The organism is Dermabacter sp. p3-SID358 (assembly GCF_025147465.1).
In the GTDB taxonomy this organism is placed as follows: Bacteria; Actinomycetota; Actinomycetes; order Actinomycetales; family Dermabacteraceae; genus Dermabacter.
Genome location: NZ_JALXOZ010000005.1, coordinates 36114 through 52968 on the forward strand (window position 1 = coordinate 36114; position 16855 = coordinate 52968).

The window sequence follows — 16855 nt, forward strand, 5'->3', positions numbered from 1 at the left end:
GTTCGGCAATCGACATGAACGAGCTCACCATTCGCTTCGGTGGCCTGACCGCTGTCGACCGCCTTAGTGCCACGGTGCCGAAGGGAAGCTTCAGCGTCGTCATCGGCCCTAACGGGTGTGGCAAGTCGACCTTGTTGCGCGCTGTGGCCCAGGTGCGGCCGGCCGACGAGGGTAGTGTTACGGTGCTCGGCCACGATGTTGCCCGTATGGGGCGTCGACAGCTGGCCCGCACCTGCAGTCTTTTGCCGCAGACCACCGTGGCCCCACGTGGTCTGCGCGTGGGCGAACTCGTGGCGCGTGGCCGCCACCCCTACCATTCGTTTCTCCGTAGCAGTGCACCCGGTGACAGTGAGGCCATTAACCGGGCGGTTGAACGCGCCGGAGTTGCCGACCTCGTCGGCCGGTACGTGCACGAGCTGTCTGGTGGCCAGCGGCAGCGTGTTTGGTTGGCGATGGTCCTTGCCCAGGACACCCCAGTCATCCTTCTGGATGAGCCGACCACATTTCTGGACCTCTCGGCGCAGTACTTACTTCTCGATCTATGCTCCGACCTGGTCGATGAAGGTCGTACGGTCATGGCCGTTCTGCACGATCTGCCCCAGGCAGCTGCCTACGCCGATCACGTGCTTATGTTGAACCAAGGACGATTGGTTGCCGCGGGGCCTCCTGCCGAGGTGATCACTGAGGAGAACGTGGAGGAGACCTACCGAATCAAATGCCGCGTGGACCTCGAGGATCCGCGTGGGCCGGTGGTGCTTCCGCTTGCTCGCAAACATCGACTGTGAAGAAGCCGGCGCCGCCCCGTGAGTCGTTCAAATCCGACGGCTCGAGGCGGTGAGATGCTGATCCCAGGTTCGGTATGCACGCAGTGGACTGCGATCTGAAACAAGGAAGTGTTGAACAGTTCCGATCTGGGTCTAACCAGGGGTGGGGCCGCCCACACAGAACTCGTTGCCTTCCGGATCCTGCATAACGGTCCACACGAGACCCGGTGCTTCATGACTGCCGAGTTCGGTGGCGCCTAGCTTCTTGAGGCGCTCTACTAAAGCTTCGCGTTCAACCCCGCCGCCGTCGAGATGCACGCGGTTTTTACCGGGAGTGGGATCTTCAACGCGCTGAAAGCCGAGTGCCGGAGTAGAGTCGAGCAAAACGAAGTCTCCGTAGTCGGCGGCGATAGCGCATCCTGTGGCGGACGCCCAGAATTCAGCGAGCTTAGAGGGATCGTCGCAGTCGAAGGTTACCTGGCGGATAGCAAAGGTTGCGTCACGCATAGTCCGCATCGTACTTGTGTGTCGTTGCTTCTGCCTGTTAATCGCAGGTAGGTAAATGCCCAACGGTGCGCCGTGGGATTCTGCTTTAATGCCTCGGTCGCTATCGACTCGTGTCACGTCGACGCTGGGCAGTGACAAGTGCGTAACCGGTAGTGGAGTCGATCCGCCCGGAAGCATCGGCGTGGGCCTCGAGGTGATCGCGCAGCGCGGTCCAAAGAGCCTCTCGGCGGGCACCGGCATTGTCAGCCATCCAAGCGTGCGTGGGGCTTCCTTCTCGGTAAAGCTGCATACCCTCTTCGACGCTTTCGAATGACCACTCCAGGTCGAGGTGTTCGATGCTGATGTGGTCGAACCACGGCGACAAACGCTCGTGCGCTACATCGTCGACGCCCCAGGCCATGTGGGGTGGGGTTTGCGTCGAGGAGCCGGGGCTCACGGCTTCCGACATCGCGTCGGTCATCGTCGCGAGAAAACCTTTGAGATTCCACGTGGCCATCACAAGGGTTCCGCCAGGACGAAGGATCCGAGCCCACTCTTCGGGTCCAGCTACGGGATCGCAAAACATGGAGCCAAACGTGCTTGTCAACGCCTCGTAGGCGGAATCCTCTAGCCCGGTTGCCTCCCCTTGGGTGCCAAGCCATGTGGCCCCAGGTGCGCGCCGCTGCCCGATCGTGCGGATCCGTGCGGTCGGCTCAATGGCGGTCACGGAGTAGCCGCGGCTGAGGAGCTCCGCGACACCTTCGCCGTGCCCGGAACCGATGTCAGCGACGATCGCGGGGCTTTCCACGAATTGAGCCAGTCGGGTGGCAACGAGGGCAGAGACGGGCTGCAGGCGTGCGGCGGTCGGGGCGTAGTCGCTTGCGGACCAAATATCGGTGGGAGAGCTCATACGCCCACACTACATGAGAAGCGTTATCAGAAATCTTTCGCGGTAGCGCGCGGCAGGCCCGCTCAAGTAGTCAGAGGTGACGCTGGCGAGGATTCGGAGCGAGGGCATCACCATGCCCTTACCGCCAAGGTGCCGAGGAGTTCATGTTCGCCTAAGGACGCACGCCTTGCGCGTTCGTCACCCCGAACTACGCCCAGCCTTTCCTGCAACGCTGGCCCCGCAACTCCACACGGAAGGGGAAACCATGAGTTGGGAAGAAGACATCGACGCTCTCGCCGAAAAGGGAAACGAACGCATGGATGCTGAGGATTACCTTGGCGCGGTGGAGTTTTTCGATCTTGCCTGGACAATGCTCCCGGAGCCAAAAACACAGTGGCCGCAAGCGACGTGGCTGCTTGCGAGCATCGGCGATGCGCACGTGCTCCGCGGGGATTTCGAAACTGCGCACGCGGCGCTCACGACGTGCATGCACTGCCCTGAGGCGATTGGAAACCCGTTCATTCACTTGCGTCTTGGCCAGGCGCAATTCGAGCTTGGCAACGAGCCGCGAGCGGCGGATGAACTCATGCGTGCGTACATGGGGGCGGGACCGGAGATTTTTTCCGACGAAGACCCGAAGTACATCGACTTCTTGGCGAGCAAGGCCGCCCATATCGAGCGCCCGATCAGCTGAAGCTCACGAAAACACGCACCTGTTCGCTGAGGTCGCCGAGGTCGCGGGTTTCAGTGAAGCCCATGGCTTCGTAAAACGAGCGTGTGGCTTGCCCGCAGCCGGTCATGAGTACTTTTTGTCGTACGTCGCCATAGGGCTCAAACGCGCGCGAGAAGAGCTCGCGCCCGATTCCACGGCGGTGGTGACTTGGCCTCACGAGAATGTCTTGGAGATAGACGATGGTAAGTCCGTCGCCGACGATGCGGGCGAGCCCCACGAGCTCATCACCAACTCTCGCGGTGACGATCCGAAGAGAGGCATCAATCGCTGCTTCGAGCCGGTCAGGGGTGCGAGTGTAGACCGTCCAACCGACGGAATCGTAAAGCGAAACAAGCTCTTCACGCGTGGGCACGTCATCGATCGCGTAGGTCACGAAATCCATGGACGCAAGCCTACCGTCGGAAATAGTGAAGCCCCCGCCTTCTCGCAGATACGCGAGCAGGCGGGGGCTTCTTCGAGCCCTAGCTCCTGAAAGCTACTCAGATGGTGTCGCCCTTGCGGTTGCCCTCGGCGTCAACGCCGTCGACGGCAACCTCTTCGCGCGAAACGTCGGTCGCAACCTTCTCGGTGTCCTGAACGGTGCGGGTGCCCACGCGGACATCCTCGGTCGCAACGGTCTCCTTGTTCACGACGGGACGCTCTTCGGAGATCGACACCTCGACCTCGTCCTCGCCGAGGGGAGCGTCGGTTGCGGTGCCGGTCGCGGGGGTGCGCTCGACCACGAACTCTTCGCGCTCAACGGGAACCTCAACGGTCTTGGTGTCGGTCACGACGTGCTTGCGAAGGCGCACGCGGCCGGTCTCGACCTTCTCGGTGCCAACGTTGACCTGCTCCTCGTGGAGGGTGATCTTCTGCTCGCCGTTGACGTCGGCAGCCTCGCGGCGATCCGCATCAGCGGCAACGCCCTCGCGCTCGTTACCGGCGGCTCCGGCAACACCAGCGGTACCGGCGGTGGCAACACCGGCGGTTCCGACGCCTGCTGCGCTCTCGTTGCCCGCCGCGTTATCTGCGGGGCCCTGCTGGTTGAGGTCGCGATCGTCGCGAGCCTCGCCCGCGTCGCCGGTGGTCTCGGTGCCGTAGCCCGGATCCTTCACGCCGTAGTAGCGGTACAGTTCGTTTTCCTGCTCGGGGGTGAGCTCGCCGTCCTCGCTGATGTTCGGCGCGTCCTTCACGAAGTCCTTCTCGTAGGGGACGGTGATCTCGTCGCCGCTGAGCTGAGCTTCGTCGAGGGGAATGAAGGTCTCGTTCGAGCCGAAGAGGCCCGTGTTGACGGTGACCCACGAGGGCTCGCCGGTGCTGTTGTGGAGGTAGACCTGGCCGACCGAGCCGATCTTGTTGCCGTCACGGTCGATAACGGTGGCCTTCTGGAGAGTATCGATCTGATCGCGGAGGTTCATGGCTTTCGTCCTTTCCTCGAGCTTTGTCTTGTTCAGACTTTCGAGACACTGTGGGAAGCTCGTGAGCGTCTCTTATGGAGCGCTCGGAGCCCTGTGCCCCAAGCGAGATCCAACTTTCCATGAGTACCTTGAGGCTTTTTCCACGTTGGCTGACCGTCGCGTGGAAGGAACCTTGCCGCGCGCTGAACATAGTGTTCCGAGCCTGAAAGAGGCATGCGTGCGATTTTCAGGTTCGAGTGAGAAACAATGGAGGAATGGACTTCAAAGTTCGAGCTGCCCACCCTCAAGAAGCGTTCGCCGTTAGCGAACTTGCTGCCCTCACCTTCCCTTTGGCTTCTCCTCCGACGCTTGCTCAGGCCCACATCGACGCCTATGTTCGCGAGAACCTCACCCCCGAACATTTTGCTGCGCACATCGATCACCCGGAGCACGATGTGCTCGTGGCAACCGTCGGAAAAGAGCTTGTTGGTTACGCGCTCCTGCTCTTCGGGCCAGATGGCGCCCCCGCCCCGCACCTCGGTGTGACGCTCCAGCAGGCGGGACTCCTCTCCAAGTGCTACACCGTTCCCGAGATGCACGGCAAAGGTATCGCGGCGGCACTCCTCGAAGCCGCCGAAGAACGTGCTCGTGAACGCGGCGTGGAGGGACTATGGCTCAACGCGAATGCCGACAACAACCGGGCGCAGCGCTTTTACACCAAGCACGGATGGGAGCGCGTGGGCGATATCGATTTCGTGGTGGGTGAGGTAGTGCACCACGACCCCGTTTTTCAAAAGCCCGTATTTCAAAAGGACGTTTAGCCGAATACGGCGCGCAGGAGCATGATGCCCACGGTTCCGATCGCAGCCGCGGCGGGAAGCGCGGTGACTGAGGCGAGGGCAATCGGCTTCATGAGATTCCAATTCGCCGCCTTGTTCACGAGACCGATGCCGAGGATTGCGCCGATCAGGATGTGAGTCGAGGAGACCGGAATACCAATCATCGACGCCCCCATCACAACGCCCGCGGCGGAAAGTTCGGCGGCGAAGCCGGACGCGGGGTGCATCTTTGTGAGGCCCGTACCGACGGTCTTGATGACGTTGCGGCCGATGAACCACAGGCCACAGATCAGGCCTATGCCGGCGCTCAGCATGAGAGCTGCGGGCACCGTTGCGTCGGCGGAGATTGAGCCGGTCTTGAGAACGTCGAGGACCGCGGCAAACGGGCCAACGGCGTTCGCGATGTCGTTCGATCCGTGGCTGAAGGCGAACGCTGAGGCGGTGAACACCTGCATCCACGAGAAAAGGAGGAAGGTCGAGCGGGAGAGATCTTCGTTCTTGAGGGTTTTCGCGAAAATGAACACGGCCATCCACACGGCAGCACCCACCATCGCCATGATGAGGATGTTGCCCGCGCTATCGATGTCGAGGTGCAGGTTCTTTAGGCCTTTGAAGAGGAGCATAGAAGAGATCACGATCGAGCCCGCAGCCGCAAGGAGAGGAACCCACGTGTCGAGGGCGCGGTGGGCGTTGATGTGCTCGGCGCGCTCCTCGATTTTGTGGAGCTCGCGGTAGTAATCCGAATCGAGATCCTCAACGTCGTAGTTGGGGTCCGACTGAATCGTAGAGGCATCGCGCGCCATGGCGTTCGTGTAGGCGATCTGCTGGATCTCCGTGAGGCGTTCGAATGCCTTCTTGTGTTTTTCACGGTGCGCGGCGCGGTCGATCTTGAGCTGGCGGAGCTTTTCATCGGCTTCTTCGTTGTACACGAGGATGTAGCGCTTGATCGCCCCGAAGAGAATGTAGGCGACGATCCCGCCGAGGAGAGGCGACGCGACCCAGGACAGCGCGATCTTGCCGATCTCGCCCCACTGCACCATGTCGAAACCACCGGTGCCCGTGACGAGTCCCAGCGTCACGGCGGCGCCAACGATGCCGCCGACGATCGAGTGGGTCGTCGAGACTGGCCAGCCCATCTTCGTCGCCACGAGGAGCCACAGAGCCGCGCCAAGGAGTGCCGACATCATGATGAAGGCAAAATCGATTGGTTGAACCGAGAAGGCGTCGAGGTCAACGATGCCACTTCGCACAGTCTCGGTGACATCGCCACCCGCGATCACGGCGCCGCTAACTTCGAAGATCGCGGCAACCATGAGTGCCTGCTTCATGCTGAGCGTTCCCGCACCCACGGACGTGCCGAACGAATTGGCGACGTCGTTACCGCCGATGTTGAACGCCATGAAGAGGCCAACAATGATCGTCGTGATCAGAATGCCCCAAGCACCGGTCTCGGTGTAGCCGAGCGCCCAGTAGATACAGAGGATGAGGGTACCGAGCGTGAGAACGCCGAAGGCGAGATGCCAGTTGCGGTCGGGACCCAGGAATTGGCGTGCGGGCTGAGCGACGTCGGTTGACATGTAAACATCCTGCGGGCTGTTTGGAGGTCGTGGTCGAATGCTCAATCACTGTCGCACGATCACGAAACGGGAGGGTTACGCCAATTCGAAGCCCCGGTGGCCAATCAGGAAAGCGTCACGCGCTCCCGTTTTGCGCTGTCGAAATTGAGCGAATCACCCACCTCAATGCTTTGGGTGGCCCCCTATCACTTCGGCAATGCCTCCTCCATCCACCGAAGGATTGATGTCGAAAGCCGCGATCAGTTCGACCTGGTGCTCGAGCATGTCGCGCATCGCGAAAATGCCCATCTTTTCGCATCCGTATTGGACTGCCCGAATTGGTTCCGTAGGCGTCTCCGATTTCTTTCGCCGGGGTTTCCTTATTGTGATGGAGAGCGCAATGCTGCTAAGCGTTCGTCGGCCCCCTCCCAGGACTAAGCGCCCCGAGCAGAACGCTATTCTTAATCGCGCAAGTGCGCCCTGCCCTGGCACGGAGCTGGCGCGCAAGTTGCACGCGAAGAGAGGCACCCATGCGAGATGAGCGAATGCGGGCTCTCGCGACGACCGCGGGGACCCTCGTCGGGTTCGGGCACCTCACCTCGGAAGCAATTTCGACTGTCGAGTCGCTCAGTGCGCGACTCGGTTCGCCGGTGCGGTGCCTCGTGGAATGGAACCGCGTGGTGCTTGTCGACCACGACGGTCACGCTCACACGACCGTGCATGTGCGACCCGAGGCCATCAACATGGCGCGAGTCAACGCGACGCTTCGAGCCATCGACTCGCTGCCGAGCAGCGGCGACATTGACGATGGCGAGCTTGAGCGCCTCAACTCTCGTCTCGACGTGGCCGCGGCGATTTCGCACGCGCCTCTGTGGCGCTTCGTTCTCGCATGCATCGTCGGCGCGTGGGCACTCGCCCTGATCTACGGTGCGCGCAGCCCTCTTTCCTATGTGCTCATCGCGGTTGCCGCGGGTGTCGGAGGCGCGCTTCGACGGTGGCTGGGCTCCCACGGCATTGCGGTTCCCGGGCAGGCGCTTGCGGCGGCGATGCTCGCGGGGATTCTCGGAGGCGTGGCAGACCATCTCGGAATTGCCTCGGCGGCTCGCCTCGTCGCGGTGTGTCCCGCGATGATTCTCGTGCCCGGTCCGCACCTCATCAACGGGGCACTCGATGTCACGGGCAAGAACGTCACGGTGGGGTGGCACCGGATTGTGTATGGCGGAATTATCCTTGCGGCCATCAGCGGCGGGCTGGTCGTGGGCCTCCTTTTAGTGGGGAGCGACTTGCCCGTAACGGCCGGCGCACGCACCCCGATGCTCTGGGTCGATGCGCTCGCCGCAGCCCTTGCAGCAATGGCCTTCAGCGTGTATTTTTCCATGCCGCTGACGCAAGCGGCGTGGCCGATTCTTGTGGGTGGTTTTATCCACGCCGGACGCTGGATCCTCATGGTGGTGTGCGGCGTGAATGTGATCAACGCCGATCTCGCGGCCTGTGTCGTTGCGGGGCTCATACTTAGCGTTGTCGCCTACCGCAAGCGTTTGTCGTTCGCGGGCGTAGGCTTCGCCGCGATCGTTTCTCTCGTGCCCGGTATCTACCTTTTCCGCGCTGTTGCAGGAATGGTGCAGCTGACGACGCGCCCCAACACGGTTGTCGTCGTTGGCGTCGCCCAAGACTTTTCCACGGCTCTGCTCATACTCGCAGCGATGACCTTCGGGCTCATTTTGTCCCATGGGTTCATGATGAGAGCGAGGGAAGACCCGAGGTAGCTCTAGCTCAAGGCGGGTTCTACCCGCGCTTCCGATCTCAACCTTCTACGGTTCGTTTCGCCTCGCGCATAAGCGCCGCATATTCGATCGCGCTCATCGACACTTCCGGCATGTTGCGAAGCCCGTAGCGAGCCTTGCCGTCGGGGTCGTGCTCAAATTTCCACGCGAGCGGGAAACCCGCGCGGGCTGCCTTGCGGCGCGGCCACGCGAGAACTCCGGGTATAACTCGCTCGCTCTTGAGGCCAAGTTTGGTCACGATTTCTGCCGCACCCATTGTTTGTGGCGCGGCATCCATGAACAGGGTAAAAATGTCCCGCTCGTTGCGTTTGAGGGAACGCCACCATTCGATTGCGCCGTCGAGCAAGTCATCATCCTGCGAACCGACTCGGTCCGACGCTTGCCGCGCCGCCTCCATGCCGCGGCCCCCATTGTTCCCTGCGAAGCGTTCCTGAGGTGAGCGTTCGGCTGATTCGGAATCGTTTCTGGCTCGTACGTGCGTGCCGGCTACTTCCGCGACTGTGGTCGGCCGGGTTCCCGTTCTGGAATCTGTGCGGCTCTCCGAACCTGAATCCGTGCGTGCACCCCAGCTCTTCGCAGTTGACTTGCCTTTTTCGGCGGAGTCTTCCTCATCAAATTCCGCGTCGCTTCCGGCGAGTGCTGCGCCGCTTCCGGCAAGCCACGCGCCAAAACGCGCGTAGAAATCGGCGAGCCTTTCCTCGGGGACGAGAACCTTTACCTCATGCATGGCCATGACCCGATTCTAAGCTGCCCCTAGTGCTGTTCGCCGCCCCGAAAGCGCGTCAGGCGTAGCCAGGAGAGCCACCGCTGCGGTAGAAGCGCAAGCTCGAAGCCCTTAGCTCCGGCCCATGCATTCGCCAGATCTTCCGAATGCGCGATCGAAGGCGCATTGCTTGCGTTTTCTCCTCCCCTTCTGATCGGGGGCGTGTTGTTTGTTCGCGGGTTCTTCTATGTGTCGTATCTGGGGGTGGTGCTGGTGTAGGTGCGGCCGGTGGGGGTGGTCCAGGTGGTGGTTGTTGTGTCGGGGTGGTGTGGGTTGGTGTTGGTGTTGGTGTTGGTGTTTGTTTTGTTGGTGTGGGTGACGGTGAGGGCTTCTTTGGCGAGGTTGCATCGGGTGCAGAGGCCTTGGGCGTTGTCGATGGTTGTGGGGCCGCCTTGGGCGTGGCGGTGGATGTGGTCGATGGTGGTGATGGGTGCGTCGCAGTAGGGGCCGCGGCAGGTGCGGTCCCTGAGTCGTATGAGTTCGGCGAGTGCTTTGGGGAAGAGTCTGGAGCGGGAGTCCATGGCGAGGACTTCCCCTGTCGCGGCACTGGTGAAGATTCGTTTGTATTTGACGAGGACGTCGTTGTCGAACAGTTCGTTGAGGTAGTCGAAGCCGGTTTTGGCGGTGATGAGCCCGGCCTCGGGAATATAGCCGCTGGAGACGTCGGGGTTGACGGGCACGAGCAGCCCGATCTCGAACCTTCGGGCACGACTTGACCCCCGAACACCCAAAGAAGTTCCTTGTGTTTTGCCGGTTGCGGTTTCTGTGTTGTGTGTGGCTTCTTCGGTTTGTGGGGTATTGGGTGGTGGTGCTGTTTCGTTGGCTTGTCTGCTTCGTTTCGTTTTTTCGTCTTCTGGTTCGTGTGGTTGGGGGAGTGGTGTCCAGGGATCTGTGGTGACGCCTGGTGCTTTGGTGGGGGGTGCGAAGTATGTGGCGGGGTGGTCGGGTCTCGTGTTGAGGAGGGTTTCGACGAGGGCGTCGATGGCGAGGTTGTGTGTGGTGTGTGCTGGTGGTTGGTAGTGGCGCCGCCACGCCCCACCACGCGCAACCACGCGCACCTCTGGTGAACCGTCACTGTTGTTCGTGATTGTGAGGCGGAGTTTTTCCTGCTCGAGCTTGGTGAGGAAGTCTTTGGCTTTGCTGCGGGCGGCATTGTCGGCCTCTTCCAGCTCGAATTGTGCGAGAGAAGTGGGGCGTGTGGCCTTGTAGGGGGCGGTGCCGTGTTGGTGGTTGAACCGGGTGGTGGTTTCAGGGGTGTGGGTTTCGGTGAGGTGGTGGAGGGTGAAGTCGCCTTGTGCGAGAAGCGTGTGGAGTTTGGTGGTGGTGTGTTGGGCGTGGTTGTCGGCTTCTTTTTTGGCGGTGGTGATCTCGTGCTGGCGGAGAGTGTTGTGGGCGTGGGCGGCGTGGGTGTTGAGTAGGTCGTGGATTCTTTTGGCGTCGAGGGTGCGCATGGTGAGGGTGAGGCTGCTCATCCCGTTACGCAGGGTTCTCAGGGTGAGGCGGCGTTTGGTGAATGCTTTCTTTTCCCGCTCCAGCGCAGTCGCCGGGTCGAGAGAGAGTAGTGCGCTACTGGTGAAGGCGCGCCAGTGTGTTTTCCCGGCGTGTGGGGAACGCTCCAGTTCTTTGGCGATCGGGTGGTCTAGTTGTTGGGCGTGGATGCTGGTGGCATCACGAAGACTGGTCGTGATCGCGTGGGTTTCGTTGATCGAGATCCGGCCCGCTTCAAGGTTCGCCAGGAGCATCGGCAAGTTCTTCGTGAGCATCCGTGCGCGAGCAATCTCGACACTTGTCGCGTAGGGGGATTGTTTGAGGATCAACGACACCTCATGCGCGAGAGCACGCCGCGCCGCAAACACCCGTGCCCGGTCCTTATCACTGAGCGAATCCAGACCATCAGAGGGATCAAGACCAGCAGCATCTTCCACGTTTTTGGTGCCGGCAGTGTCCTCTTTGCCGTTGAGGTGGCCGATGCCGTCGGTCTCATCAAGCTCGGTCAGAATATGCGCTTTGACCGCTTCAGTCAGCTCCGCAATCCGCGTGAGCGACTCCAACACATCCAAACGCGTAAGCAAATCCTGTCCATCAAGAACACGCGCAGGCGTTGTTGCTGGGTGGGCTGACCTGGCATCACGAGAAGTACCGGAAGAAGGCGTGACGGGTGCGGTGGGGAAGGCTTCCAGCATGCCCGAAAGTGAAGCCTGCCACCCCTCAGAACGAGCGAGAAGAAGGTTCAAAACATCTGTGCGGGTGGTGACCGCATCAAACTGCTCACCGCTGACAGCCTCGCTGGCCACGTTGGCTGCGCGCGCGGTGGCGACATTGTTTTCGAGTGTTGGTGCGCTCATCGCTTTTGATTCCCCCTTCCCCTCAACAGTGAACTTCTTGAGACCAGAGTTTGTGTTGTTCATTGATGTCTCGAGCCTAAAAGAAGGGTGAGACATTTAAACTCGCCCACCCGAAAAGAACCCCACTACCAGCCCAGAGAATGTGGAAAACCAGCAACCACATAATTCCTGCGTGTGGAAAAACCGAAATACTTGTGGATAAAAACGGGTTGTGGAGCACCAGCCACCACACAAACCCCCGCCTAAAGAAAAATCAGAAACCGAAACCGCCTATACGAGTGTGGATAAAACTAGCCCGAAAAACAACAGAGTGAGGTGCATCACGGTGGCTCTGGCGGGTGATGGAGCAAAGGGGGAGAGAGGCAAGGAGCGAATAAGAGAGGCGCCGCGGAAGGAGTGGCTGCGGCGAGGGAAGCAAGGCGCGGCTAAGGGCGTGAGGGTGTGAGGGGAGTGGGAGGCGGTAGGAGACGACCAATTCTGACCGTGCATCGCCTTTCGTGTCGCCCTTACTATGGAGCCACGACCGGTTGGCCCCGTGGGGCGGACGGGGGAGACGAAAGTGAACACGCCACCGGGCCAGCTCCGGTGTGATCCGGAGATGCCGGGGAAATGAGGACACCGTGACTGGGGCCTACCACGCCGATTCGAGCGATCTGCAGGTCAAGGAGGTCCTCACGTGGGACACCTTCGGCACCGCGAGTCGAGAGCTCGCGCAAGCTGTTGTGGATTCGGATTTCGAACCCGAAATCATCATTGCCGTTGCGCGTGGCGGCCTTCTTCCCGCGGGTTCACTCGCGTACGCACTCGGTCTTAAGCTTGCCGACGCCATCAACGTCGAGTTCTACACCGATGTTCACGAGACCCTTCCCGATCCGGTCCTACTTGCCCCGCTTCTTGACACGGAGGCGATTGAAGGAAAGCGCCTGCTCGTTGTCGATGACGTCGCCGACTCGGGTCGCACGCTTGCCCTCGTGCTCGAGCTCCTCGAGGCCCAAGGCGCCGAAGCCCGCTCGGCAGTGCTGTATTCCAAGCCGACTTCCGTCGTTGAGCCCCACTTCGTGTGGAAGCACACCTCCGATTGGATCGTCTTCCCGTGGTCGGCCGAACCCCCGGTGACCGCTCAAGAAAAATAGGGGAGCGGCCAACCGTCGTCATTGGGGTTCCGACGGCTGCCAGGCCCCTAGTGTGTCTTTTTGCCCCACGGCGTGAGAGCCCACAGTGCTGCGATGATCGCGCCCCACGCGAGCCCGAACACGAGCGCGCACAGCGTGTCGACGAGCCATGCGAGTACGCCACCCACGCCGGCTACGCCCTCAACGCCCTCGGCGAGGTGATGAACGAAACCGTAGGGCGCGTGGAGGCCGAGTTCATCGAGTCCCGTGAGCATGATGTGCCCGCCGACCCACAGCATTGCGAACATGCCGATGTAGCTGATGATGGTCATGACGACGGGCATGGCCTTCACGAGCCACGCGCCAAAGGCCTTCACGCCCTGCGAATCGCGCTTTGTGAGGGCGAGGCCTACGTCGTCCATTTTCACGAGGAGACCCACGACGCCGTAGACAGCGAGCGTGATGAGAATCGCGACGACCACGAGGATGAGTGCGCGATCGAGGAGAGGTTGATCAGCGACCTCATTCAGCGAAATGACCATGATTTCCGCGGAGAGAATAAAGTCGGTGCGCACGGCGCCCGACACGACTTTCTTCTCGGCTTCTTCTCCCTGCACGACGGCGGGCTCCGCTTCCTTCGCGGCCTTATTGCCGGTCACCAGCTCCCAAATCTTGTGGGCTCCTTCGAAGCACAGGTAGGTTCCGCCGAGCATGAGCAGCGGCGTGAGAATCCACGGTGCGAACTGCGAAAGGAGAAGTGCAAAAACAAGGATGATCGCCTTGTTGAGCAAGGAGCCCTTCGTGATCTTCCAGATGATCGGTAGCTCCCTCTTGGGGTTGACGCCGCGTACGTATTGCGGAGCAACGGCGGCGTCGTCGACGACGACTCCCGCGGCCTTTGCACTCACCTTCATGGAGGCGGCGGCGACATCGTCCGCGTTGGCGGCGGCCATGCGCGCGAGAGCGGCGACGTCGTCAAGAAGCGCGGCGATTCCAACGGCCATGAAGCAGTCCTCTCAAAACACGTGTGTGGGGCGGGTACATCTTATGGGCACGTACCCGGTGAATCCTGCCACCAGAACTTGGAGGCCCCGTGCCCTATTTCCTAGAGTGATGGTCGCTGCGCGGGTCAAGATCCGTGAGCCCAGGCACCGCGCGTGTCTGCCGCACAATAAAGAAGGAGTGTGCCGTGTCGGCAGTTCCTCCTACTGTGACAGGCTCGATTCCCGCCATCAATCCCGAGGCGGATCCTTCGAGCCTTCCTGAAGCAGCGCCGAGCAATGAGAACGAACGCTCGAACTGGATCGCCGTCGTCGCGCTTGCCCTCGGCATTTTTACCCTCATCACGATCGAAGAACTCCCGATCGGCGTGCTCACACTTATTTCCAATGACCTCGGTGTGAGCCGAGGGACCGTCGGACTTGCCGTGACCCTCCCCGGCGTGATCGCGGGCGTTGTGGCCCTGCTCGTGCCAAGCGTGACCCGACCCCTGAACCGTAAAACCGTGCTGCTTCTCGCGCTCCTTTCCGTCGTGGTGAGCTGCGCCGTCTCTTTCTTTTCAACCTCGTGGCCGCTGTTTCTTGCTTCTCGCCTCTTCACCGGCATCGCGATCGGCATGAACTGGCCCGTACTTCCTCTCGTTGCGACTGGCCAGGTGAAAAAGAAGGACCGCACGACCGCGATGACAATCGCCTTTGCTGGAAACGGGAGCGCGCTCGTGCTCGGTCTCCCGCTCGCGACGTGGCTGGGAACGGTATTTGGCTGGCGCGGAGCCTTTGCCGCGACGGGAATTCTCGCGCTCATCGTTGGCATTGTCATGATCGTCATGGTGCGCCCCGTGCAATCGGCCTCGGTCGAAACCGTACGCTCGACGCTTGGAGCCGTGCGGATCCGCGGCGTCCGTTACGCATTCGTGCTGACGCTCATTATTGTCACGGGGCAGTTCATCTCGTACAGCTACGTGAGCCCGATCCTCCAGGACTTCGCGCACGTTGATGTGGAACGAATCAGCATGTACCTCCTTCTTTACGGAACGCTGGGCCTCATCGGCAACTTCGCGGCCGGGCCCCTCATCAAGCGTTCGGCCGCGCTTGCCGTTCTCGTCCTTGCCGTCGGTTCAGCGCTCGCGCTCACGCTCGTCGCGACCGTCATGTCCGCGCCCACGAATGCCCTCGTGATCATCGCCGTGTGGGGCTTCTTCGGTGGCATGGCCTCGGTGTCGATCCAGTCGCTCGTGAACGCCGAGGCGGGGGATCGAGTTGAGGCGGGCACAGCCCTCAATAGCGCGGCATTCAACATTTCTATCGGGGGAGGCGCGATTATCGGTGGTCTCATCGTGGACAGCGCCGGGCTCCGCGCCGCGGTCTGGGTGTCGACGGCCGCGATCGCCCTCGGTGCCCTTATCGTGACGCGCTTCATTGCTCTCACGCACAGGCGCGCCTCGGAATGAGGTCCCCGCTAGGAACGTGCCACGCCGTTCCCTAGACTGTGGGGATGGCAAAGAAGGATAAGAAGAACTCCACGAGCAAGAAGCGCGATAAGAATACGCAGCAGAAGGCGAAGGCGCCCGTGCTCGAGCAGCGCGACAAGATCGTTCTTGACGAGGCGAAGAAGCACCTCAAGGTGAGTGATGCGGCCCTCGACATCGTTGAAGACGGCACCTTCGTCGATGCTCGCCCGCGTGGGCACGAGCTCGCCCCCGATCTCGAGGGCTTCACCTCCGTGCGCGACCTCTCGACGAAGGCGCGGCTCGAGTTTGACGGCGATAAGCAGGACGGCAAAGCGATCCTCGCCGCCCGCACCGCGTACTTGAGCGAGCTCCAGGAGCGACTGTGGGCCGAGCACCGCGACCAAGAAAATGGCCGCCGTGTGCTCCTCGTGATCCAGGGCATGGACACGGCCGGAAAGGGCGGCATTGTGCGGCACGTCGTCGGCGCCGTTGATCCGCAGGGTGTGCGGATCAAGGGCTTCAAGGCTCCGACGGCAACGGAAAAGAACCGCCACTTCCTGTGGCGTATTCGGCGCGCGCTTCCCGAGCCCGGCTTCATCGGCGTTTTCGATCGCTCGCACTACGAAGACGTGCTCATTCATCGTGTCCACGGCTGGGCCGACGAAAAAACTCTCGCGAAGCGCTACAGCGACATCAACCGGTTCGAGAAGCAGCTTGTGGAGGAGCGCGGCTACGAAGTCGTGAAGGTCATGCTCCACATCTCCAAGGAGGAGCAGTGGGAGCGCCTCTACGAGCGTCTCGAGCGTGAGGACAAGCACTGGAAGTTCAACACGGGTGATCTCGATGAGCGCGAGCATTGGGACGAGTACATGGATGCCTACGACGCGGCGATTCGCGAAACGCACACGCCGTGGGCTCCGTGGCACGTCGTGCCCGCCGATCGCAAGTGGTACGCGCGGCTCGCCGTTCAGCAGCTGCTGACCGATGCGCTCGAGCGGATCGCTCCCGCATACCCGAAGGCCGATTTCGACGTGAAGAAGGCCATCAAGCGCATGCAGGAAGAAAAGAAGTAAGCGCCTCGCCTGACCGGGCGGTTTTCTGGCAACGGTCAGTTGCCGGCTCTACTGTACGAGACGTACCAGGGCCGCAGAACGCGGCCGCATCAAGCGATGAAAGAAGGATTGACGATGGCAGACGTGACCATTGAAGGCGCAACCGTGTCGACGAGCGGGGAACTCCCCAAGGTTGGCGATCAGCTTCCCGCATTCATCCTCGCGAATGCCGATCTTGCCGACGTCACTCTCGACGATTTTGCCGGTAAGCGCATCGTGCTGAACATCTTCCCTTCGGTGGATACCCCCACGTGCCAGGCTCAGCTCCGCACGTTTAACAAGCAGGCGTCCTCGCTCGACAACACCGTTGTGATCGGTGTGTCGGTGGACCTTCCGTTCGCGCAGGAGCGCTTCTGTGGCGCCGAGGGCCTGGATGATGTCCACACATTCTCGGCCTTCCGCTCGAGCTTCGGTAAGGATTACGGCGTGGTTCTTTCCGACGGTGACTTCGCCGGCCTGTTTGCCCGTGCCGTTCTTGTTGCCGACGAAAACGGGAAGGTTGTGCACTCGCAGCTCGTGCCGAGTGTCGATGATGAGCCCGATTACGAGGCGGCTCTCGCGGCACTGTGATGTCACGACTCTGATGAAAACGCCCCGGCCTCGCCGGGGCGTTTTTTGTGAAAGCTCAGGTGACTGTACGGCCTTAC

Annotated in this window: 17 protein-coding genes; 8 read left to right on the top strand and 9 right to left on the bottom strand. The window is 61.3% G+C overall.

Features of this window, described 5'->3' with window-relative positions; translation table 11 throughout:
* Nucleotides 1-14: 14 nt before the first annotated feature.
* A complete protein-coding gene (locus tag M3B90_RS03610) occupies nucleotides 15-785 on the top strand; it encodes an ABC transporter ATP-binding protein (protein ID WP_259888671.1) in 771 nt (256 codons plus the stop codon).
* A gap of 132 nt (nucleotides 786-917) precedes the next feature.
* On the opposite strand, the gene M3B90_RS03615 is transcribed toward M3B90_RS03610, so the two are convergent.
* Nucleotides 918-1271, bottom strand: coding sequence for a VOC family protein (locus M3B90_RS03615; protein ID WP_259888672.1), 354 nt, complete (start codon nucleotides 1269-1271; stop codon nucleotides 918-920).
* Nucleotides 1272-1371: 100 nt separating this feature from the next.
* Nucleotides 1372-2160, bottom strand: a complete 789-nt coding sequence (locus M3B90_RS03620; RefSeq protein ID WP_259888673.1) for a class I SAM-dependent methyltransferase — start codon at nucleotides 2158-2160, stop codon at nucleotides 1372-1374.
* A 244-nt stretch (nucleotides 2161-2404) separates the two neighbouring features.
* Between M3B90_RS03620 and M3B90_RS03625 the strand changes: the two genes are divergently transcribed.
* The gene (locus M3B90_RS03625; protein ID WP_065247475.1) at nucleotides 2405-2833 is read left to right on the top strand and encodes a M48 family metallopeptidase; all 429 of its coding nucleotides are present in this window, start codon (nucleotides 2405-2407) and stop codon (nucleotides 2831-2833) included.
* Here M3B90_RS03625 and M3B90_RS03630 read toward each other — a convergent pair.
* Both M3B90_RS03630 and M3B90_RS03635 read right to left on the bottom strand, forming a co-directional pair.
* Complete coding sequence (locus tag M3B90_RS03630) at nucleotides 2826-3254, bottom strand: GNAT family N-acetyltransferase (protein ID WP_065247476.1); 429 nt, start codon at nucleotides 3252-3254, stop codon at nucleotides 2826-2828. The genes M3B90_RS03625 and M3B90_RS03630 overlap by 8 nt on opposite strands.
* A 97-nt stretch (nucleotides 3255-3351) precedes the next feature.
* Complete coding sequence (locus M3B90_RS03635) at nucleotides 3352-4269, bottom strand: PRC and DUF2382 domain-containing protein (protein WP_259888674.1); 918 nt, start codon at nucleotides 4267-4269, stop codon at nucleotides 3352-3354.
* Nucleotides 4270-4523: 254 nt separating this feature from the next.
* Between M3B90_RS03635 and M3B90_RS03640 the strand changes: the two genes are divergently transcribed.
* Nucleotides 4524-5069: a GNAT family N-acetyltransferase gene (locus M3B90_RS03640; RefSeq protein WP_259888675.1), complete on the top strand. Its 546-nt coding sequence runs from the start codon at nucleotides 4524-4526 to the stop codon at nucleotides 5067-5069.
* Here M3B90_RS03640 and M3B90_RS03645 read toward each other — a convergent pair.
* Complete coding sequence (locus tag M3B90_RS03645; RefSeq protein WP_259888676.1) at nucleotides 5066-6664, bottom strand: inorganic phosphate transporter; 1599 nt, start codon at nucleotides 6662-6664, stop codon at nucleotides 5066-5068. The two genes, M3B90_RS03640 and M3B90_RS03645, sit on opposite strands and share 4 nt — an antisense overlap.
* Before the next feature lie 162 nt (nucleotides 6665-6826).
* Nucleotides 6827-6952, bottom strand: coding sequence for a hypothetical protein (locus M3B90_RS03650; RefSeq protein ID WP_259888677.1), 126 nt, complete (start codon nucleotides 6950-6952; stop codon nucleotides 6827-6829).
* Nucleotides 6953-7173: 221 nt separating this feature from the next.
* Here M3B90_RS03650 and M3B90_RS03655 point away from each other — a divergent pair, with 221 nt between their 5' ends.
* Entirely contained in the window at nucleotides 7174-8409 is a 1236-nt protein-coding gene (locus M3B90_RS03655) for a threonine/serine exporter family protein (protein WP_259888678.1), read from the top strand.
* A 37-nt stretch (nucleotides 8410-8446) separates the two neighbouring features.
* Here the strand turns inward: M3B90_RS03655 and M3B90_RS03660 are convergent, their stop codons facing one another.
* Both M3B90_RS03660 and M3B90_RS03665 read right to left on the bottom strand, forming a co-directional pair.
* Nucleotides 8447-9160, bottom strand: a complete 714-nt coding sequence (locus tag M3B90_RS03660) for a hypothetical protein (RefSeq protein ID WP_259888679.1) — start codon at nucleotides 9158-9160, stop codon at nucleotides 8447-8449.
* 215 nt (nucleotides 9161-9375) lie between these two features.
* Nucleotides 9376-11598 (bottom strand): HNH endonuclease, encoded by a 2223-nt coding sequence (locus tag M3B90_RS03665; RefSeq protein ID WP_259888680.1) that lies wholly within the window; start codon nucleotides 11596-11598, stop codon nucleotides 9376-9378.
* 557 nt (nucleotides 11599-12155) lie between these two features.
* Between M3B90_RS03665 and M3B90_RS03670 the strand changes: the two genes are divergently transcribed.
* Nucleotides 12156-12668, top strand: a complete 513-nt coding sequence (locus M3B90_RS03670; protein ID WP_055089517.1) for a phosphoribosyltransferase — start codon at nucleotides 12156-12158, stop codon at nucleotides 12666-12668.
* Nucleotides 12669-12715: 47 nt separating this feature from the next.
* On the opposite strand, the gene M3B90_RS03675 is transcribed toward M3B90_RS03670, so the two are convergent.
* A complete protein-coding gene (locus M3B90_RS03675) occupies nucleotides 12716-13651 on the bottom strand; it encodes a DUF808 domain-containing protein (protein ID WP_259888681.1) in 936 nt (311 codons plus the stop codon).
* A gap of 185 nt (nucleotides 13652-13836) precedes the next feature.
* On the opposite strand from M3B90_RS03675, the gene M3B90_RS03680 reads away from it, so the two are divergent.
* From M3B90_RS03680 to tpx, 3 genes are all read left to right on the top strand, one after another.
* Nucleotides 13837-15096 (top strand): MFS transporter, encoded by a 1260-nt coding sequence (locus M3B90_RS03680; protein ID WP_259888682.1) that lies wholly within the window; start codon nucleotides 13837-13839, stop codon nucleotides 15094-15096.
* 44 nt (nucleotides 15097-15140) lie between these two features.
* Nucleotides 15141-16169 carry a PPK2 family polyphosphate kinase gene (locus M3B90_RS03685; RefSeq protein ID WP_259888683.1) on the top strand — a complete coding sequence of 343 codons (1029 nt, stop codon included), beginning with the start codon at nucleotides 15141-15143 and terminating at the stop codon, nucleotides 16167-16169.
* Nucleotides 16170-16283: 114 nt separating this feature from the next.
* The gene (tpx, locus tag M3B90_RS03690) at nucleotides 16284-16778 is read left to right on the top strand and encodes a thiol peroxidase (protein ID WP_259888684.1); all 495 of its coding nucleotides are present in this window, start codon (nucleotides 16284-16286) and stop codon (nucleotides 16776-16778) included.
* The last annotated feature ends 77 nt before the right edge of the window (nucleotides 16779-16855 follow it).